We start from the raw sequence: 20,168 nt of genomic DNA on the forward strand, positions 1-20,168 counted from the left end.
TCCTCCAATTTATATATGTATTTTTAATCAATCGCTTTTCTTATTTTCTTACCCACTTCTAATTCTTCACCGCTAAAAAAAGAAAGAATGTTGTTTGTTCGATCAATTTTCCTGATTTGTCCTGTATTGATAATGTAGGATTTAAACACTTTATAATAAGCGGGTAGGTCCAATTGCTTGATGACTTTCAAGGACATCTCAATGTATTCGATCGACTTCTTTTGGTGAAGAACGATTTGGTTGCGCTCTTCTTTGACCGTTGTGATATAGTTGATTGATTCTGCATCCATAACGATCAATTCTCGTTTGTTTTCAAGCTTTAATAAGTGCTTTTTGCCTAATAATGATTGCTTTACTTCTATTGCTTCAATTAACAAGTTTCTTAGTTGGTGTTTAAACGCTTCTTTTGTATCAATGATCCCTAATGGGCACAGGAGGTTCATTTTTTTCATCTGTATCTTTGAAGCATCTATTCCATAAAAAGCTATTTGACATTTTTTACATTGGCTTCTCAATCTTCCTGCTAATTGAAAACCTCGATCATATCCTTTCATATCAGTGGAAAATAAGAATAAATCATTGATATCGGTAAGGTGTTCATTAATAAAACGCTCAAATTGGTCCGGCAGGAAAATTTCTACTGAAGCACACGGAAGTTGGCATTCTTGGATCGCTTTTTTTAGCCACTCTCCATTAAAAAAATTATCATCTACTACATAAACAGCAAAGTTGCTTAAATTTGCAGACATCTAAGTTCTCCTTTTTTACATCATTTTTAATTGTATTATTAATCAAAAATGCCCGCTTGCACTTTCAAGCGCATTAAAAGAACCTTTGTGCAAAAATTCAGCTGTATTTAAGAACAATGTAACTATTCACTTAGTTAGTCATAGTGGATATTCAGCAAGAATTGTTTCCGTAGATTTTAGAATGGTACTCTAGCGTGGGCGGCTTAACTGCTTAGACTATTCGTTTTAGTGAATAGCTATTAGTCAAAAAAGTGGTGCGATGATACTGCTCGTATTCCCATCGATCCCCTTCATAAAATACTACTTCTATCAATATTTATCACTGCGAAACAATAACAAATGGAACTAATAGACACGAGTATTTTCACAGATTTTTCTACTCAATTTAACATGACACAGCTAGATGAACATGACAAAAAATGGTTATTTCGAAGAAATAATTGGCGGATTTGTCTTTCTTTTATAAATATTACAAAAAAAGATGTTTTGCTTTTCTTATTATTACAGTTTGTTTGTTCACATTGTTCTTTAATATTAAAAAACAAAAACATCCACACGTTCTTTCAACATAGCTAGCTATGTATCAGAAACGTGTGGATGTTTTATTTTGTATATTTTTCAATATGGTGTTCAGTCACAATCATATTGATCACTGACATAATCAAAGCAACCAGAATCGCTGCACCAAATGAGGAAAAGCCAAAGTTAGCAGCTCCTACAAAAGTTGAAGTCAAATTTAGCATTAAAGCGTTGATGACAAAACTGAAAAGCCCAAATGTCAACAGCGTTAATGGAAATGAGATGATACTCAAGATTGGTTTGATCAACGCATTTAAAATAGAGAGAACAAAGCTGGCTACTAATGCCATCATGATGCTACGTACATGGACCATGTTTGGCAGCAATACTGCCAGAGCAACAAAGGTGAGTGTATTCATTATCAGTCGTTGAAAGTAGGACATTAGAAGTCACTCCAGTCCTCATCCTCGACTTTATCTGCTTCTTTGCGCGGACGATTTGTTTCTTTGTTGTTCGCTTTGTAGTACTGATTGTCGTGTCCATATCCACCAGAGCTTTTGCGTCCAGAAGGGATCAAGATCGCCATGATGACATAAAGGGTGATCCCAGGGAAACCAGCTGTCACTAATGATAGAAAGACATAGATCACACGGATGATCGTTGGATCGATTCCTAAGTATTCTGCTAAACCTCCCAGAGTACCTGTAATCACTACATTATTGGTTGATTTCGTTAATCGTTTGTTCATTTACCTTCACCTTCCTTCTGACAATCTATCTATAGATCTGATGGAATCAGATTATTGTTCTGTGTCTTTGATAAAGACATTCCCAGTCGTTGTTGAAAGATCGACTTGTGCTACTTTATCAGCTACGCGGCGGAATTGCAATAATTGGTTCATACGTTCTTTTTTCTCACGCACGATTTCAAAATTGCTCAGCCGTTGATTGATACTTCCTAAGCTGGTTTTTGCCAAGCCTTCAAATCCAACTGATTGTGGTAATGCTACTTTGACATTTCCGTTGACTGAGCTAGCATTTAATTTTTGTAGTCGGTCTTCTTTGTAAGTGATTCGGATATTCCCGTTCACTAGAGAAATTCCAGTATTTTGTGGTGTCGCGGTAAGAGTAACATCCCCATTGACAGTTTCAATGATAGCATCAAGGATATCTCCATCTTGAACCAAGATATTTCCATTGACACCTTCAATCTCCAACATCGTAGCATCTACTTTGCGGAAATCGATCGTACCGTTGGTTGATTTCGTATAAACATCTCTTGCCACCAATTCGTCAAATGTTACATTCCCGTTCAACAATTTCACTGCAACATGATCATAGGTACGTGTCGGCAGATAGAAAACCAGATCAGCGCGGATACGCTTGTTTGGAATTTGGAATGAAATGCGTTCATCGTCAACATCAATTTGGCTTCGTGCATCAAAAGCATCGAAAGGTGTTGCAGCATCCATTTTACCATAGAGTTTGATTTTAGCATCCACTTTCACACCCGGTTGATCCCACAAGCGGAATTCAACATTTCCGTTTGCTAATTTCACATCGATCAATGTTGCTTCTGTTTCAGCATATTCAAAGGTATGTTCAAATTTCGTTGCTGCTACTCCTGGAACTTTCAGATTGATATCTTTCCATTCCATGTTGTCATTCACTGATTCTGAAACAGCACGAACTGTTTTTTTCAAGAATTGGCCAAATTGAGTACCTGCATCAACCATTTTTTCACTGACTTGAGTAAATGTATCAGAGGCTTGTTCTTTCCAGTCATCTGGAATATCAAGTTTTTGGCTGATTTTTTCTTTTGTTTGTGACCATTGGTCTTTGCGAATATTTTTCAACTTCGCATCCAATGTCGCTTTTTCTTCGCTCAAACTATCTAATGAATCTTCTAGAGAAGCGATTGTCGCTTCCGTCTCTTGCCGTGTTGCAAGTTCTTCTTCAGATAATTGATCCAATTCCTCTTTTGTGTTCAATTGCATGAGGACTTCTTGTGCTTCTTTCAGTTCCTCTTTTACACCTTGAATTTCTACATTGATCTCATCTAATTCAGCAGAAGCTTGGTTTGCCTCAGTTGCCAATCCGTCCAAGATTTTTTCAAGATTTTCTTTATCTTGTGCTTCATTTTGACGAAGTTTTTCTTCACCATCAAAAGAAGCTTCTTCTTTCTCGTGGGCTTCTTCAACTTCTTCAAAAAAGTCATTATTTGTCTTATCAGCGGATACTTCAGCTGCAGCTTTGTTGATTTGATTCTCGTCTTTGGCTTTTGCCATTCCTTCCAGCAAATCCAATGCTTCTTCTGTAGAAAGCACACCTTTTTTCACTAAATCCAATACACGTTCTCTTTCGTTCATGGAAATTGCCTCCTTCAGCAAATTTTTGTTTGCAAGTTTAGCTTACGAACCTATTATGCCTGTTTTTCCGCAAACTGTCATAGGTCTTAAGTACCAAGTTTTTATCAATCCGAAGTTCTTTCAATAAAAGAGTAATTGTTCTGCTTGAAATCAGAGAAGATGATTCTTTGTGAAAGGAAAACTTGTGCTTATCAGCTTTATCTAAAAAAACTACAAAAAAACTGTACTACAGAAGAACAGAATAGCGCAAGAATAACCTCACACGTTTTCCAATAGTTTATCCATGATCCCAGATCAATGATACGCTATTTTTTATCTCTCTTCTTACAGTACAGTCCGTACAATAATAATATACATTCATGTGAAAGCTGATGAGCTAAATCTATATTTTGAACAAAGATATACTCACTACATCAGCTCAGAACGATTACTATTTAACTCACTGATCTTACCAGTAGCCAAATAAACGATCCATTCGCAAATATTTGTGACATAATCACCAATCCGCTCGAGATATTGGGCCACAGAAAGATAATCCGTACCACTGACAACTGTCTCAGGATTGGCTTTCATGCTATCAATCGTTTTATAATAGATATCTCGATAGTAATCATTTACCCGCTCATCCATTTGTGCAATCATCCGGGCGTCTTCTTGGTCCGTTTTTACATAAGCGACCAAAACATTGTCCACCATTTTTTTGACATAGTCAGACATATCGGAAATTTCTTTCTCAATCTCTGCAATTCGGGTCTCGCCTTTAACACGAATCGTTGACTTTGCGATAGATACCGCGTGATCTCCCATTCGTTCCAAATCGGAACTAGCTTTCATCACAGTGATGATCATTCGCAAATCAGTCGTTACAGGTTGTTGCAAGGCAATCATTTCGAAACTTTTCTTCTCAAGTCGAACTTCCATATTGTTGATTGCTTCATCGTTTTCTATTACTTCTTGAGCGATCTCTTTATCATGCTTCACATAAGCGCGAACAGATTTATGGATCGCACTACTTACAAGCATCCCCATTTCATAAAATTGATTGTGAAGATTCAGTAATTCTTCTTCAAATTGTGTACGCAACATTGCTTTTTCCTCCTAACCAAATCTTCCTGAAATATAGTCTTCTGTTTCTTTCTCCCTCGGACTCAAGAATACTTTCTTGGTATCATTGAATTCGATCAAGTTGCCATCTAAGAAGAAGGCTGTTTTGTCAGAGATTCTTGAAGCTTGAGACATGTTATGAGTCACAATGATCATTGTGTATCGTTCTTTTAGTGTCAAAAGGGTATTTTCGATTTTACCTGATGAAATAGGATCCAACGCACTGGTTGGTTCATCTAATAAAATGATTTCCGGATCGACAGCCAATACTCGGGCAATACAAACCCGCTGTTGCTGGCCGCCAGACAAAGAAAGCGCACTTTGATGAAGCTTATCTTTGACATCATCCCATACTGAGGCAGCTTTCAAGCTTTCTTCCACGGTTTTATCGAGAATCTCTTTGTCTTTGACACCCTTTAATTTTAACCCATAAATAACGTTTTCGTAAATCGAAAAGGGAAATGGATTCGGTTGTTGGAAAACCATACCGATTTCTTTCCGTAAATCTACTGTATCTTGTTGCGGACTGTAGATGTCTTTTCCTTTATATACGACACTCCCTGTGATCGTGACACCAGGAATCAAATCATTCATCCGATTCAACGAACGAAGATAAGTCGACTTGCCGCAGCCGGAAGGACCGATCATTGCAGTAATTTCTCCTTTATTGATGGAAAGATCGATTCCTTTTAGTGCTTCTTTTTTTCCATAATATAAATGCAGATCTTTTGATGTGATAATTTCTTCTGCCATTTCTTAGCCTCCGTTTACTGATCGGATCAGATTAGCCAAAGTGACCTGATACATAATCTTCTGTTGCTTGGATTTTAGGACGCGTGAATATTTTTCGTGTGTGATCATATTCAATTGCATTTCCCAAGTAAAAGAACGCGGTATAGTCACTGATCCGTGCAGCTTGCTGCATGTTGTGCGTCACGATAATAATCGAATAATCTTGCTTTAAGTTGACCAATGTTTCTTCAACCGTTCCGGTAGAGATTGGATCTAGCGCACTCGCTGGTTCATCCAAAAGTAAAATATCCGGCTTCATAGCGATGGCACGAGCAATACACAGACGTTGTTGTTGCCCCCCGGACAATGCTAAAGCACTTTTATCCAGGCTGTCTTTGACTTGATCCCACAGAGCGGCTTGTTTCAAACTTGTTTCAACGATCTCGTCTAATTTCTTCTTGTTCTTTTCACCATGACGACGCAAAGCAAATGCGATATTGTCATAAATTGATTTACTGAAAGGATTTGGACGTTGAAAAACCATACCAATCCGTTTGCGCATTTCATAGACATCGACTTCTTTCGTATTGACATCGACACCCTTGTACATAATTTGACCCGTTACTTTCGTATTCGCAATACCATCGTTCATGCGATTCAATGAACGAAGATAGGTCGATTTCCCACAACCAGAAGGTCCAATCAATGCGGTAATTTTGTTTTTTTCAAATTGCAGATCGATTCCTTTGATCGCTTCATTCGTTCCATACCATACGTGCAGATCATTTGTATAAAGAGCGACGTCTTCTGGTCGATCAAAGGTAATGATATTGCGTTCTTCCCAATTATAATCATTCATACAGTGATTCTCCTTATGCTGACGTCATTTTCTTATACAATCGTTTACCGATTGCACGAGCGCCAAAGTTAAACAATAGAACAGCGATGATCAGGACAGCTGAAGCGCCAGCTGAAACTTGGATTCCATCAGGCATCGTTCCTTCTGTATTGATTTTCCAAATATGGACAGCCAATGTTTCCGCTTGTCGGAAAATGCTGATCGGGCTGGAAACACTCAGCGGGTTCCAATTTGAAAAGTCTAACGCTGGTGCACTCTGACCTGCGGTGTAAATCAATGCTGCGGCTTCCCCGAAAATACGTCCCGAACTTAGGATCACACCAGTCAATATCCCTGGTGTTGCTTCAGGAACGATGATTCGCATGACTGTTTCCCAGCGTGACAATCCAAGCGACAACCCAGCTTCACGCTGTGTATAGTGGATGGCTTGCAATGATTCTTCTACATTTCTTGTTAGTAATGGTAAGTTGAAAAACGTTAGTGCTAGGGCTCCTGAAATAATCGAGAATCCGTAACCGAATTGGATAACGAAGACTAAAAAACCAAAAAGACCGACTACAACTGAAGGCAACGAACTAAGAATCTCAATCGATGTTCTCACTACATCTGTAAACCAATTCTTTTTCGCATATTCGGATAAATAGATTCCGGCACCTAATGAAATCGGGAAACTAATGATCATTGTAACCAATAAAAGATACAATGAGTTGAATAGCTGAATCCCAATCCCACCACCTTCTTGATAAGCTTTGGAAGGTGAGGTCAAAAATTCCCAACTAATATGAGGAATCCCTCGTACTAAGATATAAAGCAATAAAGAAGCCAAAATCAAAACAATGATTCCTGCTACAGCATAAAGCACACCAGTCGCAATTTTATCTGAGCGTTTTGCATTCATTATTTCAACGCTCCTTTCTTACCAATCAATCGAATCACAATATTGAACAATAAAGACATTAATAATAAGATCAGCGCTAATGACCATAGCACGTTATTTTCAACAGTCCCCATGATCGTATTTCCGATTCCCATCGTTAGAATCGATGTCAATGTTGAAGCAGGTGTCACCAAGCTAGACGGCATCAATGCCGCATTCCCGATCACCATTTGGATGGCCAATGCTTCACCAAATGCCCGAGCCATTCCAAAGACGACTGCTGTTAAAATCCCTGGAACTGCTGCCCGCAAAACAACTTTGTAAATCGTTTGCCATCTTGTTGCTCCAAGAGCAAGTGAGGCTTCGCGATAGTGTCTTGGGACTGCTCGCAACGCATCGACAGTCATTGTCGTCACAGTTGGCAAGATCATGATAAACAGAACAAATGTCCCTGCCAGAATCCCAAAACCAGTACCGCCAAAAACAGAACGGACCGCTGGAACAATCACGGATAGTCCGATAAATCCGTAAACAACGGATGGGATCCCCACTAGTAACTCGATAACTGGCTGCAAAATCTTTTCACCGTTGCGAGGGGAAACTTCTACCATAAAGACAGCTGCACCAATCGCAAATGGTGTTGCGATAATCGCTGATAAGAAAGTTACCACAAATGAGCCGACGATCATCGGCAATGCGCCGACAAGCGGCTGTCCATCTGGACCAACAGCACTAGGGTTCCATTGTGTACCAAACAAGAAATCAAACACATTTACTTTATCAACGAAAAACGTGGCAAGCCCACGACTTGCTACAAAATAAAAAATTGAAATCACAACCAAAACGATCAATGCGATACAAAGAAAACTAATGAGCTTTCCCCGCTGCTCCATTTTTGCTCGCTTAGATTTTTTCGTTAACACTTCTTTTACATTTTCCACGAGGGATTCCTCCTCAAAAATCAAACTAAATTCACAAATATTAGTTTATCGCTCGAACATCAATTTCTGTTAAACCTTTTGTAAATTTTTCGGCAACATTGTAAATTTTGTGTAAAGGTTACTTGATGACGTTTCCTTCCCAATCGCGTTCAACTTGCATTCTTGAAATAGGAATATAACCAAGATCCCCAACAATGTGCTCTTGAACTTCATCCGAAAGGATATACTCTAGGAATTCTGCTGTCAGTGCTGTAGGTTCTCCCTTCGTATACATGTGTTCATACGCCCAGACTTTCCAGTCATTTGTCGTCACATTTTCGTCTGTCGGTGCTACGCCATCAATAGAAAGAACATTGACATCATCTGTCACATAAGAGAATGCAACGTAACTGATAGCTCCCGGCGTATCCGAAACAATCGAACGAACCATTCCACTTGAATCTTGTTCTTGCGATGGGATTGCTGTTTCTCCATCCATGATCCATTTTTCAAAAGTTCCTCTTGTTCCGCTTCCTGCCGCACGGTTCAATAGAACGATTTTTTGATCATTCCCCCCTACTTCTTTCCAGTTGGTAATTTCGCCTAGAAAAATCTTTCGTAAATTTTCTGTAGAGATATCAGATACACCGACATTTTTATTTACAATAGGAGTGATTCCTACTACAGCTACTTTATGATCCACAAGTGCTTTAGCATCGATACCAGACTTTTCTTCTGCAAACAGATCTGAGTTGCCGATATCTACAGCACCTGCTTGAACTTGACTCAATCCTGTACCACTACCGCCACCTTGAACATTAATAAATCTGCCTGGGTTTTCATTTTGGAATTCTTCTGCCACAGTCTCTACTAACGGCTGTAATGCGGATGAGCCGACAGCGGTGATCGATTCCCCTTGATCGATCCATTTTGCACATCCTGATAATAGAATGACCAAGCCTAAAACTGGTCCCAAAAATTTCAATTTTTTCATGATAACGCTCCTTGTTCTCTCCAAAGTTAAATACAATTATTTCCATTTTACCATTTTATGAAATTGTTGAAAATTATTATTTGCTAATATTTCTCACTCCTGACAAAAATTTACTACATTTCCTACAATCACTTACAGAAAATAACTAAAAGTAAAAAAGTAAAAATTTTTTTCAATTAGTAAAAAGAAGTATATTGTCAATTCTTACTGTGCTATACTGGATAAGAAAACAATTATTAAAAGAACATAATAACCTTTCTTGCTTCCCCAATCAAGAATAGCCCCAAATTATGTTCGACGTTTTCGTGATTTCATCAACATTTCCCCAAATGTATGTTGAATCAAAACAGCGGCAGAAGTGGTCATTTATGTACCAGCTTCTGCCGTCTTTTTTTGTCCAAAATAACGGATTATTGTGTTTTATCCAGGTTATCTAACCATTGTGTGAGTTTCTCAGCGATCTGTTGTTGTTGTTCCTCATTTGAAATCTCGGCAGCTCCGTCACCACGCTGTGAGCCGTAACTACCAAAACCAGCGTGATTGCCTCCTGAGATTGTTTCGAAAATAGCTGAATCCGGCAAATAGGTTTTTGCTGCTTGATAATTCCCTTGATTCAATACCTCGTCATTGCTAGCAGTGAGAGAAAGCACAGGCAAATTAGTCTCTGCTAAACTGCCTTTTTCATCTGGATAACTCGCTAAGAAAAAGACTCCCTTTAACCCATTCTTTTGACTAGCGGCATAACGGCTTGCCATCACGCCACCCAATGAATGCCCGCCAATCACATAGCCATTATGTGGAAATTCGTTTAAAATATTCTCTGCTCGATTTCCCCCAAGGACCGCCATATCAAAGGGCATCTTGACGATTGCAACCGAGTATCCTTTTTCAGACACCTCTTTTGCCCAAATACTGTAACTTTCTGCATCTACTAATGCTCCCGGATAAAAAACAACGAGTGGTTTTTCAGGGTCTCCAGAGAAATAAAGCGCATCTCGTTTCTCTTGCCCTTTCGAAAGAGCTGCTTGAGCGGCTTCACTTGCCGGATAGTGTAATTTTTGCCAGCCCAACCATCCACCTGCTCCGATCAACAGTAGGCCGATCACTAGACCAAGTAGTATTTTTTGATATTTTTTCATTTTCCATCCTCCAAAATCAACAAAATGGAACCGCCTGAACCAAGCAGTCGCTTCTTAACTAGTTTGAAGGGAGCGGCACTTGCGTTCGCGTTTCCATTTTGTGGGTAACTTCTTTCAAGCATTTACTGATGAGCCAAGGCTAACAATTCACGCGCATGCTCTACTGTCAGTTCTGTGATTTCTGCTCCTGATAACATACGAGCAATCTCAGTCACTCGTTCTTCATAGGATAACTGACGAACTCGAGTCTCCGTCCGTCCTTCTTGGATCGCTTTTTCAATAAAATATTGATAATCAGCTACTGCGGCTACTTGCGGCAAATGAGTGATACACAATACTTGGGAATTCAACGCAATTTTTGAGATCTTTTCAGCAATTGCTTGCGCCACGCGGCCACTGACTCCGGTATCTACTTCGTCAAAAACAATACTCGTGATCCCTTGTTTCCGTGAAAAAATCGATTTCAATGCTAATAAGATACGAGACAGCTCACCACCAGATGCTACCCGAACCAACGGCTTCATGCCTTCCCCAGGATTGGTCGTGAGATAAAAAGCCACACTATCAAATCCAGTAGCTGTCAACTGCTTGCCATTTGCAAAACGAACTTCAAACTGTGCATGTTCCATATAGAGGTCGTTCAATTCTTGCACAATTTCTTTTTCTAATCGATGTGCGATTTCTCGCCGCTTGACATGGAGTTGTTCAGCAAGAGCCCAAACAGCATCGGCCTTAGCTGTCAATTGCTCTTCTAACTGTTCCAGCTGGCCTTCAGTATAGGCAGATTCAGAGATCTCCTTACTAATTTCTTCATAATAAGCTAGGATGACGGAGATGGACTCGCCATATTTGCGCTTCAATTGACGAATCGTTTCCAGTCGGTTGACAACTTCTTCTAGACGTCCTTCATCAAGTTCAAGGTTATCTAATTGTCGTGAAATATCAGAAGCAGCATCCTGCAACAAATAATAAGCGCTCTGGATCGTTTCAGTGATTTTTTCATAGGCTTGATCTAAGTGGGCGATAGATTGGATCTCGGACAGTGCCACACTTACACCGTCGACACTGCTCATTTCTTCTGAAGAGAGCGCACCATAACTTTGCCCCAGTGCATCGACGATTTTCTGATAGTTGGTTAACTTCTCACGTTCTTCGATCAGATTTTCTTCTTCGCCCTCGATTAATTCAGCCTGTGCGATTTCTTCTTGTTGGAATCGCAGCATATCCATCCGTTGAACATATAATTGTTCATTTTCCTGAATATTGCGAACCTGTTTTTCTAAATTGCGGTATTCCTGATAGGCATCCTGATAGTGCAGCAGTTCTGCTTTGAAACCATCATCGCCAAACCCATCTACCAAGCTAAGATGCCTTTCCGGCTGTAATAACTCTTGATGTTCGTTTTGTCCTTGAATATCAACTAAAAAAAGACCAATCTTTCGCAGACTTGCCAAGGTGACCGTACGTCCATTGACACGACAGATTGTTTTTCCTGCTTGTGTGATATCCCGTTGGACGATCAGCACATCTTCTTGATCAATGCCTAATTCTTCTGTCAGTTCTTGAAACTCAGGCTGCTGCGGCCATTCAAAAAGGCCTTCCAGTCGGCATTTCTCTGCTCCTTGACGCAAGTAGTCAGTAGATCCGCGTCCGCCGGCTAACAAGCCCATCGCATCAATAATGATTGATTTCCCGGCACCTGTTTCACCTGTCAAAGCTGTCATTCCTTCATGAAAAGAAAGGTGTAAGTGGGAAATAATTGCGAAATTTTGAATGGTCAACTCTAAAAGCATGGATTGCCTCCTCTACATAAATCGTTGAAAATCTTTAAACAAAGTTTCTGCATCTGCTTCTGTTTTAGTGATCATCAATACATTGTCATCATCATTTAAGGTACCAAACAGTTCCTTTGCATATTGTTTATCGATCAAATTTGCCAAAGCGGAAGCATTTCCCGGCAATGTGCGTAAAATAACAAATTTATCCATTCGATCAACAGAAACAAAGGCAGCTTTCAAAATCTTTTCTAATTTGGCAATGACATCTTCTGACGTTTCTTGAGGAATGCTGTAGCGGTAGCCACCTTTTTGTGAAGGGACTTTGACTAGCTTCATTTCTTTGATATCGCGGGAAATTGTCGCTTGTGTGACCGACACCCCTTTTTCCTGAAGCAATTCGACAAATTCTTCCTGTTTTTGAATATCTTGCTCACTAAGCAATCGTGTTATCAAACGATGACGCTCTTTTTTTCTCATCTCTCGTTCCTCCTGATTGAATTCCTACTAATTTTATCCTATTTTTAGACAGAAAGAAAGAGAGCCGGCATGTAAAATACCAGCTCTGCAAAATCAGTAAGTTTTTGGATGATGAAAGGTTTCATGTGCTTCAGCAACGATCTGAGGGACAGAGATTTCGGCTTTCCTTGTGCCATCACCATTCTGCACTTTCTGTAGATGAACCAAAAATTCAATGTTGCCTTCACCGCCCGTGATCGGTGAAAAACTAAGATCAAGAATATTAAAGCCATTCGATTGGGCAAAGTCCAAGATTTCTTCGAGAACCCTTTGATGGACTGCAGGATCACGAACAATGCCGTTTTTTCCGACAGATGCTTTCCCTGCTTCGAATTGGGGCTTGATCAGCGCTATGACTTCTCCTTGGTCTACGAGAATTTCATGTAACGGCGGCAAGATCAACTTCAAAGAGATAAATGACACATCGATGGTTGCTCTTTCTGGTAATCCTTCTAAAAAATCAGTAGGTTTGGCATAACGAAAATTCACACGTTCCATCACGACTACTCGCGGATCTTGACGTAGTTTCCACGCCAACTGATTGTAGCCAACGTCTAAGGCATAACTCATTTTTGCCCCATTCTGCAGAGCTGCATCAGTAAAGCCGCCGGTAGACGCACCAATATCCAGCAGAATTTGGTCTTTCACCTCAAAGTCAAAGATTTTCAAAGCTTTTTCAAGTTTTAAGCCACCACGGGAAACATAAGGCAGCTTTTTGCCTTTGATTTGCAACTGTGTCTCCCCGCTGATTTTTTCACCTGGTTTGTCTAAACGTTCATTTTTCTCTGTGTAAACTAATCCAGCCATGACACCGCGTTTCGCTTGTTCTCTGGTTTCAAAAAGTCCTTGTTGGACCGCTAAAACATCTACTCGTTCTTTTTTCATTACTTTCCTCTAATCTCGAATTGTTTGACAACGGATGCGAGCAATCGTTGATCGAAATGACCATAACTGCTCAGTTCATCTAACACAGCATACGCTTGATTCAATTCATCCTTCAACGCTTCACTAGCGCCATCAAGTCCTAGCAAAGCCGGATAAGTACTTTTAGCTAGTGCATCATCTCGATGGACAATCTTGCCCAATACTTCTGTTGTACTGGTGACATCTAAAAGATCATCGCGGATTTGGAAGGCTAAGCCCATATGACGAGCAAATTGATCGAGCAGCTGGATAACTTCTTCTGTCTGATCCGCTAAAATACCACCTGCAATCACTGCAAAACGAATCAGTTCACCTGTTTTGCGTTCGTGAATGCTGATCAGCTCATCAAGTGTGAGTTGCTGATTTTCCCCTTGGATATCTGCTGCCTGTCCAGCCACCATCCCTGCTGTGCCTGCCGTATGACTAAGCTGCTGCAAAAGCAAGATTTTCTTATCTGGTTCAAGATCAGCTAACGATAACAACTGAAACGCAGCAGTCAATAGACCGTCCCCAGCAAGGATCGCTAGTGCTTCTCCATAGACTTTATGGTTTGTTGGTTTGCCTCGTCGCAAGGCGTCATCGTCCATCGCCGGCAAATCATCATGAATCAGTGAATAGGTATGAATCATCTCTAGGGCTGCTGCAGTCTGGTATACTCCCAAAGTCATTGACTTATAGAAAGAAGCAACGGTCGCTGTCAACAGCAATGGACGAATTCGTTTACCGCCAGCATGAATGGAGTAGAGCATACTATCTTTCAACGTTTGATCACTTGTATGCTCTTCTAGAAATCGAACAATCACAGCTTCGATCTCCGAAAGATATTTTTCTTGAAATTGTTGCATGTTATCCATTAGTCTTCCTCATCAAAAAGAACTTCTTCATTGTTTTCAGTCATCATTTTTGTTAATGATTTTTCTGCTTTAGCCAATGTATCTTTGCACTGTTTGCTTAACACCATTCCCTTTTGAAAAGCGTCAAGAGCTTCTTCTAATGGTACATCGCCTTGTTCCAGCCGAGTAACGATTTGTTCTAATTCTTGTAATGATTCTTCAAATGTTGGATTTGCCATGATCTTCTCCTTCTGTTGCAATAACTTTAACAAGCGCTTGACCATCTTGATAATGGACGTTCAACTCATCACCAGCTTCAATATCTGCGATGGTTTTAACGACTTGCTCGTCTTTCGTCGTAAAACTGTAGCCTCGTCCCATGATTTTTAGAGGGCTCAAAAGATCTAACGATTGGAGAGCACTTAAAAATCGCTGTTCTTTTTTTTCAACGCTAAGTTGAATGGCTTTTTCTAGTCGTTGCGTTAAATAAGTAACTTCTTGTCCTGCAGCTGATAGCCGTGCCTTAGGTAGCTGTTGTTCCAAACGATGAATCAACTGACTGGCCACCTTCTCTTTATCATAGAGCTGTGTTTGCAACGATTGATTCATTCGTTGCTGCAACTGATCCAGCTTAATCGCTTGGGCCTCATATAAGCGCTCTGGTTGACGAAAAATATAAGAACCTACTGCCCGTTGGAAACGTTCTTGTTTCCGCTGGATTTGATACATAAATGCTTGTTCAAGCCTTGTTTGCTTCTCTTCGATCCGTAAAATTTCTTCTGAAAGAACTGGCACTGCTAATTCAGCAGCAGCAGTTGGTGTGGCTGCTCGTACATCAGCCACTAAATCAGCGATGGTGGTATCTGTCTCATGTCCCACAGAAGAAATGACTGGTGTCTCGGCAGCGAATATGGCACGTGCAACGCGTTCTTCATTAAATGGCCAGAGATCTTCGATAGAACCTCCGCCGCGGCCAATAATCATTGTATCGAAGGTGCCATCTGCTTCTACTCGTTGGATATTTTTTACTACATCATCTGCTGCCTTGTCTCCTTGGACTACGGTTGGAAACAAGACGATTTCGGCAATCGGATAGCGCCGCTGCGCAGTGGTGATAATATCCCGAATCACTGCGCCACTGGGACTTGTAAGTACCGCGATTCGTTTTGGAAATCGTGGAAGGATTTTTTTGGGAGCTGAAAATAGCCCTTCTTCTGCTAATTTTTTCTTAAGTTGTTCGTAGGCTTGATACAACGCCCCCACTCCGTCAGGTTCCATGTGTTCAATGTACATCTGATAATTTCCGCTGGCCTCATAGAGTGAAATGCGGCCAACAGCCAACACTTTCATTCCTTCTTCCGGCTGAAATCGCAGCTTGTCAAAAGCTCCCTTGAACATGACTGTCGAAATTTTTGCGCCATCGTCTTTCAAGCTAAAATATTGATGGTTTGGCCGTCTGCGAAAATTGGAGATTTCTCCAGTCAAATAGACTCGTTCCAAGTAAGGATCAGCATCAAACTTGCGTTTCAAGTATTTGGTCAATGCGGTCACAGTTAAATATTGTTGTGCCATGTTATCTCTTTACAGTCTCCTTTGCCGCTGCTAAGGTTTGTGCCATCAGCATCGTGATCGTCATTGGTCCGACGCCTCGTGGAACTGGCGTGATATAGCTTGCGATAGGTTCAACTTCAGCAAATTTCACATCCCCAATCAATTTTCCTGCCTCATCACGATTCATTCCTACATCAATAACGACTGCTCCTTCTTTCACAAATTCTTTAGTTACAAAATGACCGCGTCCAATCGCAACCACTAAGATATCGGCTTGTCTAGCCAATGCTGGTAAATTCTGTGTTTTTGAATGTGCGATCGTGACGGTAGCATTTTTACCGAGAAGCAAATGTGCCATCGGTTTGCCTACGATATTGCTTCGGCCGATCACTAATGCATTTTTACCTTCAAGTGGAATATCATACGCTTCAAACATTTTCATAATACCGTAAGGGGTGCAAGGGATTCGATCGGGAACACCAGCAAACAATTTACCAAGGTTGATAGGATGGAAACCATCGACATCTTTTTCAGGTCGGATAGCTAGCAACACTTTCTCTTCATCGATTTGTTTTGGCAGTGGCAGCTGGACTAAGATACCATGAAAGTCTGGGTCCTGATTGTACTTGTCGATTTCACTAAGTAGTTCTTCTTCAGTTATCGACTCGGGATAATGTTCAACTTTAGATCGTATGCCGATTCTTGCCGCAGCCAGTTCTTTGTTTCGCACATACGTTTGACTTGCTTTATCTTCCCCTACCAGTAAAACAACTAAGCCGGGAACAATTCCTTGTTCTTTTAAAAGGGCGGTTTCTGCAGTAAGATCTGCTTGCATTTTTTCTGCTAATTCTTTTCCATTAATCAAAATACCCATCTTGACAACTCCTCTGACTTTTTTCTATTCTAGCATAGTTCGCTTTGAAGAAAAATGATTTCTGGTAGGAAAATCATAGTTTCCCATCTCTAGTATCATAGCATTTTCTCATTGCAACTGCTTAACCAAAGACTCACACAGAACAATAAAGGCAGCCTCTTTTGCAAAAGGACTGCCTAGTTTTCACTATTTGTTTGTAGAAACCTAATCAATTCAAAATCCGCAGTTTTGATATAATGAGTCTGATTGATCAGCTATTCTTCACTCATTTTTCACAAGGTTTCTGAGAGTCATCGGTGCCGCAAAAGTGTGATAGTTTAATCCTGAGATTGAAGGATTTTGTAACACTGAGTTTTGATTTTGGCTGATAACGATCATACCGGCAGTTGTTTCCATCAGTTCTTTTTCGGCTGCAATCATCGTTTCCCATCGCTTGTTCTTATCAAGAGCATAGGTAGTGCTGGCATCATCCAATAAGCGGTCATAAACAGGATTCGAGTAATGGCGATTGTTTCCGCTATACATCATCTTAAGTGTAGAATAAGGATCTTGATAATCGGGAGTCCAATAAATTAGGAACAAATCATAGTCGCTTTCACTAGCAAGATTCAACGCTGTTTCGGCTGGCAGCGAGCGCATATTGACCTTCAAACCAGTAAAGAGGTCCTCCAAACTCCATTGGATACTCTCACCCATTTTTTTGTAGGAACCATCATCAGTCGTTAACAGATCAAGCTCGATTTCATCGCCTAATTCTGCTTTTGCCTGTTCCCAATAGGCTAGCGCTTTTTCTTTATCATAGGCCATCAAATCACCAGCTTCCTCACGAAAGTCCACGCCAGTATCAGGATTAGCGACAAAGCCTTCTGTGATCGCGCCATTCAAGGGTTTGGATCCATCTGCCATAATATTATTGACAAGATTCTCTTTATCAATGGCCAATGCGAGAGCTTTTCGTAAATTTTCATTTTGTAAAGGTGTCGGTTGTCCCTTTCTTTCTTGATTTAACCGGATATAATTCATCGTTGCCGAAGGATAAGAGGCAAATTGGTCACTTGACTGCATTTGTTTGGCGATCTCTCCACTGATGATCGCGACATCCAACTGTCCATCTTCATAAAGATTTAGCGCGGTTGCAGATTCTTTTACCACATCATAATGGATCTCTTCTGCCAGAATAGCTTCTTGATCCCAATAAGATTCATTCTTGGCTAAATCCCAATTCATTTCAGTTTGCTGCCAGTTTTTTACAACAAATGGTCCATTATAAACAATTTTGTCGCTGGCTGTCCCATATTCCTGTCCAAATTTTTCGACAACCGATTGATTTTGAGGAAAGAAAATCGGAAAAACCATCAAGGAAGTAAAATACGGAGCTGGTTGTGTAAGACGGACTTCTAATGTATAGTCATCCTTTGCTTCAACACCTAGCGTATCCGCCGACTGATCGCCACGGGCAATTTCTTCCGCATTTTCGATCAATCCATTCATCAAGAAACTATACTGAAATGCATTTTCAGGATCAATCATCCGTTTCCAAGCATATTCAAAGTCATTCGCTGTCACCGGATCCCCATTGCTCCATTGTGCATTTTCGCGTAACCTAAAGCGATAAGTTTTGCCGTCAGACGAAATTTCCGGTAAATCAACTGCTACACCCGGCTGCACTTCATCCTTTTCATCCAATAGATATAAGCCTTCAAAAGTGGCTGTTTGAATAATTGCATCTGGGAAGTCCAACATGGCAGCCGGATCCAATGAAGTTAGCTCTGTCATAGACATTAGTCGAATCACTTGAGAGGCTGAATCTTCTTTCTGCTTTGTTGTTGTACCTGCTGTACATCCAGTCAAAAATATCATTGCTACTATCAACCCCAACAATCTGTTAAATCCTTTTCTCATTCTTTTCCTCCTTTTTATCGTTCCACCAAAAACCACACAACCTCAGCCGTTTCTGTGCCATCATTGTAGTTGATATGCCCTTCTCCGGCTTCGATCCATTGACAGTCTCCCGGATTTCCAGTGAGATCTGTTCCGTCTTCTAAAACTGTATGAGCGCTTCCTTTGATCACATAGGAAAATTCATCTTGTGTGTGACGTGCAAATCCCTCTAATGGTCTTTTCTCACCTGGAGCTAACCGAACCACTCCCATTTGAACCTTTCCGTTGGTTTGATTCAATGAATCAAATATCGTTTCAAATTCTTTCCCATTATCCACTGAAATAATTTTCATTTTTTCTGACTCCTTTCAATTATTACTTTCAATTAAATCGTCAGAATATTCTAAAGTCAATACTTTTATTCAAAATATCGCTTTTATTTTTATTTTTCAGCTGTTTTTTTGAAAAAATTACTTTTATTAACACTTCTCTCTGTAGAAAGATCCAGTTTTTTCACCTCAACCAACTTAATAACAACTATGGCATTGTATCGCAAATAACCAAAAAACAGCCTCAGCTTTTAGCTGAGGCTGTTTTGATTAACTAGTCATTCTTACTTTCAATTTCACTGTTCACATTAGACAAAATACCATTCACAAATTTTCTTGATTGGTCATCACTGAATGTTTTGGCTAATTCAATGGCTTCATTTAACGCGACTCGATTAGGAACATTGTCAACATACACCATTTCATATAATGCAATTCGTAAAATCGTTACATCCATTTTTGATAATCGTTGGATCTTCCAACCGGATTTTAAATGGGACTGGATCACTTCATCCAACGCTTCTTTGTACTGACATACCCCTGCTACAAGTTGATCCAAATACGCTGGAACGAAGTGTTCCTGTTCTTCATCAATCAGCTCATGGTGTTCCAACTCAATTGCATGCATGATCGCATCTTGTTTCGTTAAATCTTTATTAAAATCTAAAGGAAATAAGGCTTGCAGAGCCATTTTCCGAATCTCGTGACGTGATAATTCTTTACTCATTTTCTTCCTCGTCGTTTCCGAATAATTCTTCAATATCAGGTTGCTCAATCTTTTCTGGTACTACAGCTACCACATGGACATTGACTTCCGCTAAGTGAACATCTGTCATGAACAATACTTGCTGTTTCACTCGATCTTGAATTTCCATTGCTACTTTAGGCACTGAAACGCCATAGCTTAGATAGCAATAAAGATCAACCTTGATCCCAGTTTCATCGATTGTCAAGTAGACCCCTTTGCCATGCGCGGAGCGTCCAAGCAATTCAGTCACACTATTGGCTAATGTCCCCCGCATCCCATAGACACCTTCCACTTTAGATGCTGCGATACCAATAATGATCTCGATGACTTCTGGTGCGATCACGATTTCGCCTAATTCAGGACTTGCGTCTAAGACTAGATTTTTATCTTCATTCATAAGTTTTGCCTCCATTCTAAACTTCCACACATTGTTATCTATCCCTTCACGATATGTTTCGTCTCAATAAGTCATG

At 40.3% G+C, this 20,168-nt stretch carries 22 protein-coding genes; all 22 read right to left on the reverse strand.

Features of this window, described 5'->3' with window-relative positions; translation table 11 throughout:
- Window positions 1-23 precede the first annotated feature (23 nt).
- The gene (locus HED61_RS12505) at window positions 24-749 is read right to left on the reverse strand and encodes a LytTR family transcriptional regulator DNA-binding domain-containing protein (RefSeq protein ID WP_081131622.1); all 726 of its coding nucleotides are present in this window, start codon (window positions 747-749) and stop codon (window positions 24-26) included.
- Window positions 750-1,351: 602 nt separating this feature from the next.
- Complete coding sequence (locus HED61_RS12510; protein ID WP_003126225.1) at window positions 1,352-1,711, reverse strand: phage holin family protein; 360 nt, start codon at window positions 1,709-1,711, stop codon at window positions 1,352-1,354.
- On the reverse strand, window positions 1,711-2,016 hold the full coding sequence (locus HED61_RS12515) for a PspC domain-containing protein (RefSeq protein WP_003126224.1): 306 nt from the start codon (window positions 2,014-2,016) through the stop codon (window positions 1,711-1,713). The genes HED61_RS12510 and HED61_RS12515 overlap by 1 nt, the downstream gene beginning before the upstream one ends.
- Before the next feature lie 51 nt (window positions 2,017-2,067).
- The gene (liaX, locus tag HED61_RS12520) at window positions 2,068-3,636 is read right to left on the reverse strand and encodes a daptomycin-sensing surface protein LiaX (protein WP_005471173.1); all 1,569 of its coding nucleotides are present in this window, start codon (window positions 3,634-3,636) and stop codon (window positions 2,068-2,070) included.
- Window positions 3,637-4,044: 408 nt separating this feature from the next.
- Window positions 4,045-4,722: a phosphate signaling complex protein PhoU gene (phoU, locus tag HED61_RS12525; protein WP_003126222.1), complete on the reverse strand. Its 678-nt coding sequence runs from the start codon at window positions 4,720-4,722 to the stop codon at window positions 4,045-4,047.
- A 12-nt stretch (window positions 4,723-4,734) separates the two neighbouring features.
- Window positions 4,735-5,493: a phosphate ABC transporter ATP-binding protein PstB gene (pstB, locus tag HED61_RS12530; RefSeq protein WP_003126221.1), complete on the reverse strand. Its 759-nt coding sequence runs from the start codon at window positions 5,491-5,493 to the stop codon at window positions 4,735-4,737.
- Between the two features lie 31 nt (window positions 5,494-5,524).
- Window positions 5,525-6,331 (reverse strand): phosphate ABC transporter ATP-binding protein PstB, encoded by an 807-nt coding sequence (gene pstB, locus HED61_RS12535; RefSeq protein ID WP_003126219.1) that lies wholly within the window; start codon window positions 6,329-6,331, stop codon window positions 5,525-5,527.
- 13 nt (window positions 6,332-6,344) lie between these two features.
- Window positions 6,345-7,229, reverse strand: a complete 885-nt coding sequence (gene pstA, locus HED61_RS12540) for a phosphate ABC transporter permease PstA (RefSeq protein WP_003126218.1) — start codon at window positions 7,227-7,229, stop codon at window positions 6,345-6,347.
- Window positions 7,229-8,149 carry a phosphate ABC transporter permease subunit PstC gene (gene pstC / locus HED61_RS12545; protein WP_003126217.1) on the reverse strand — a complete coding sequence of 307 codons (921 nt, stop codon included), beginning with the start codon at window positions 8,147-8,149 and terminating at the stop codon, window positions 7,229-7,231. The genes pstA and pstC overlap by 1 nt, the downstream gene beginning before the upstream one ends.
- Before the next feature lie 118 nt (window positions 8,150-8,267).
- Window positions 8,268-9,122, reverse strand: coding sequence for a phosphate ABC transporter substrate-binding protein PstS (locus tag HED61_RS12550; protein WP_003126216.1), 855 nt, complete (start codon window positions 9,120-9,122; stop codon window positions 8,268-8,270).
- A 410-nt stretch (window positions 9,123-9,532) separates the two neighbouring features.
- Window positions 9,533-10,261 carry an alpha/beta hydrolase gene (locus HED61_RS12555; RefSeq protein ID WP_138372056.1) on the reverse strand — a complete coding sequence of 243 codons (729 nt, stop codon included), beginning with the start codon at window positions 10,259-10,261 and terminating at the stop codon, window positions 9,533-9,535.
- Between the two features lie 122 nt (window positions 10,262-10,383).
- The gene (recN, locus tag HED61_RS12560) at window positions 10,384-12,054 is read right to left on the reverse strand and encodes a DNA repair protein RecN (protein ID WP_219644997.1); all 1,671 of its coding nucleotides are present in this window, start codon (window positions 12,052-12,054) and stop codon (window positions 10,384-10,386) included.
- Window positions 12,055-12,066: 12 nt separating this feature from the next.
- Window positions 12,067-12,516, reverse strand: coding sequence for an arginine repressor (gene argR / locus HED61_RS12565; protein ID WP_003126212.1), 450 nt, complete (start codon window positions 12,514-12,516; stop codon window positions 12,067-12,069).
- A 93-nt stretch (window positions 12,517-12,609) separates the two neighbouring features.
- Window positions 12,610-13,440, reverse strand: coding sequence for a TlyA family RNA methyltransferase (locus HED61_RS12570; protein ID WP_003126211.1), 831 nt, complete (start codon window positions 13,438-13,440; stop codon window positions 12,610-12,612).
- Window positions 13,440-14,324 carry a polyprenyl synthetase family protein gene (locus tag HED61_RS12575; RefSeq protein ID WP_175413577.1) on the reverse strand — a complete coding sequence of 295 codons (885 nt, stop codon included), beginning with the start codon at window positions 14,322-14,324 and terminating at the stop codon, window positions 13,440-13,442. The genes HED61_RS12570 and HED61_RS12575 overlap by 1 nt, the downstream gene beginning before the upstream one ends.
- Before the next feature lie 8 nt (window positions 14,325-14,332).
- Window positions 14,333-14,551 carry an exodeoxyribonuclease VII small subunit gene (locus tag HED61_RS12580; protein ID WP_003126209.1) on the reverse strand — a complete coding sequence of 73 codons (219 nt, stop codon included), beginning with the start codon at window positions 14,549-14,551 and terminating at the stop codon, window positions 14,333-14,335.
- Entirely contained in the window at window positions 14,532-15,884 is a 1,353-nt protein-coding gene (gene xseA, locus HED61_RS12585; protein ID WP_003126207.1) for an exodeoxyribonuclease VII large subunit, read from the reverse strand. Before xseA ends, HED61_RS12580 begins: the two co-directional genes overlap by 20 nt.
- A gap of 1 nt (window position 15,885) precedes the next feature.
- Complete coding sequence (locus tag HED61_RS12590; protein ID WP_005471160.1) at window positions 15,886-16,737, reverse strand: bifunctional methylenetetrahydrofolate dehydrogenase/methenyltetrahydrofolate cyclohydrolase; 852 nt, start codon at window positions 16,735-16,737, stop codon at window positions 15,886-15,888.
- Window positions 16,738-16,998: 261 nt separating this feature from the next.
- Window positions 16,999-18,639: a peptide ABC transporter substrate-binding protein gene (locus tag HED61_RS12595; RefSeq protein WP_138372059.1), complete on the reverse strand. Its 1,641-nt coding sequence runs from the start codon at window positions 18,637-18,639 to the stop codon at window positions 16,999-17,001.
- A gap of 14 nt (window positions 18,640-18,653) precedes the next feature.
- Window positions 18,654-18,971 carry a cupin domain-containing protein gene (locus HED61_RS12600; protein WP_113849571.1) on the reverse strand — a complete coding sequence of 106 codons (318 nt, stop codon included), beginning with the start codon at window positions 18,969-18,971 and terminating at the stop codon, window positions 18,654-18,656.
- A 250-nt stretch (window positions 18,972-19,221) separates the two neighbouring features.
- Window positions 19,222-19,674 carry a transcription antitermination factor NusB gene (nusB, locus tag HED61_RS12605; protein ID WP_003126203.1) on the reverse strand — a complete coding sequence of 151 codons (453 nt, stop codon included), beginning with the start codon at window positions 19,672-19,674 and terminating at the stop codon, window positions 19,222-19,224.
- The gene (locus HED61_RS12610) at window positions 19,667-20,092 is read right to left on the reverse strand and encodes an Asp23/Gls24 family envelope stress response protein (protein WP_003126202.1); all 426 of its coding nucleotides are present in this window, start codon (window positions 20,090-20,092) and stop codon (window positions 19,667-19,669) included. Before HED61_RS12610 ends, nusB begins: the two co-directional genes overlap by 8 nt.
- Between the last annotated feature and the right edge of the window lie 76 nt (window positions 20,093-20,168).

The sequence above is a fragment of the Enterococcus gallinarum genome, from assembly GCF_021496385.1.
In the GTDB taxonomy this organism is placed as follows: domain Bacteria; phylum Bacillota; class Bacilli; order Lactobacillales; family Enterococcaceae; genus Enterococcus_D; species Enterococcus_D gallinarum.

Excerpts from the sequence above, each read along its gene's own strand:
- argR (WP_003126212.1), bottom strand. The coding sequence starts at position 12,516 with ATGAGAAAAAAAGAGCGTCATCGTTTGATAACACGATTGCTTAGTGAG.
- HED61_RS12590 (WP_005471160.1), bottom strand. The coding sequence starts at position 16,737 with ATGGGTATTTTGATTAATGGAAAAGAATTAGCAGAAAAAATGCAAGCA.
- HED61_RS12505 (WP_081131622.1), bottom strand. The coding sequence starts at position 749 with ATGTCTGCAAATTTAAGCAACTTTGCTGTTTATGTAGTAGATGATAAT.
- phoU (WP_003126222.1), bottom strand. The coding sequence starts at position 4,722 with ATGTTGCGTACACAATTTGAAGAAGAATTACTGAATCTTCACAATCAA.
- HED61_RS12610 (WP_003126202.1), bottom strand. The coding sequence starts at position 20,092 with ATGAATGAAGATAAAAATCTAGTCTTAGACGCAAGTCCTGAATTAGGC.
- HED61_RS12580 (WP_003126209.1), bottom strand. The coding sequence starts at position 14,551 with ATGGCAAATCCAACATTTGAAGAATCATTACAAGAATTAGAACAAATC.
- HED61_RS12555 (WP_138372056.1), bottom strand. The coding sequence starts at position 10,261 with ATGAAAAAATATCAAAAAATACTACTTGGTCTAGTGATCGGCCTACTG.
- HED61_RS12510 (WP_003126225.1), bottom strand. The coding sequence starts at position 1,711 with ATGTCCTACTTTCAACGACTGATAATGAATACACTCACCTTTGTTGCT.
- xseA (WP_003126207.1), bottom strand. The coding sequence starts at position 15,884 with ATGGCACAACAATATTTAACTGTGACCGCATTGACCAAATACTTGAAA.
- liaX (WP_005471173.1), bottom strand. The coding sequence starts at position 3,636 with ATGAACGAAAGAGAACGTGTATTGGATTTAGTGAAAAAAGGTGTGCTT.
- recN (WP_219644997.1), bottom strand. The coding sequence starts at position 12,054 with ATGCTTTTAGAGTTGACCATTCAAAATTTCGCAATTATTTCCCACTTA.
- HED61_RS12575 (WP_175413577.1), bottom strand. The coding sequence starts at position 14,324 with ATGCAACAATTTCAAGAAAAATATCTTTCGGAGATCGAAGCTGTGATT.
- pstB (WP_003126221.1), bottom strand. The coding sequence starts at position 5,493 with ATGGCAGAAGAAATTATCACATCAAAAGATCTGCATTTATATTATGGA.
- nusB (WP_003126203.1), bottom strand. The coding sequence starts at position 19,674 with ATGAGTAAAGAATTATCACGTCACGAGATTCGGAAAATGGCTCTGCAA.
- HED61_RS12515 (WP_003126224.1), bottom strand. The coding sequence starts at position 2,016 with ATGAACAAACGATTAACGAAATCAACCAATAATGTAGTGATTACAGGT.
- HED61_RS12595 (WP_138372059.1), bottom strand. The coding sequence starts at position 18,639 with ATGAGAAAAGGATTTAACAGATTGTTGGGGTTGATAGTAGCAATGATA.
- pstA (WP_003126218.1), bottom strand. The coding sequence starts at position 7,229 with ATGAATGCAAAACGCTCAGATAAAATTGCGACTGGTGTGCTTTATGCT.
- pstB (WP_003126219.1), bottom strand. The coding sequence starts at position 6,331 with ATGAATGATTATAATTGGGAAGAACGCAATATCATTACCTTTGATCGA.
- HED61_RS12550 (WP_003126216.1), bottom strand. The coding sequence starts at position 9,122 with ATGAAAAAATTGAAATTTTTGGGACCAGTTTTAGGCTTGGTCATTCTA.
- HED61_RS12570 (WP_003126211.1), bottom strand. The coding sequence starts at position 13,440 with ATGAAAAAAGAACGAGTAGATGTTTTAGCGGTCCAACAAGGACTTTTT.
- HED61_RS12600 (WP_113849571.1), bottom strand. The coding sequence starts at position 18,971 with ATGAAAATTATTTCAGTGGATAATGGGAAAGAATTTGAAACGATATTT.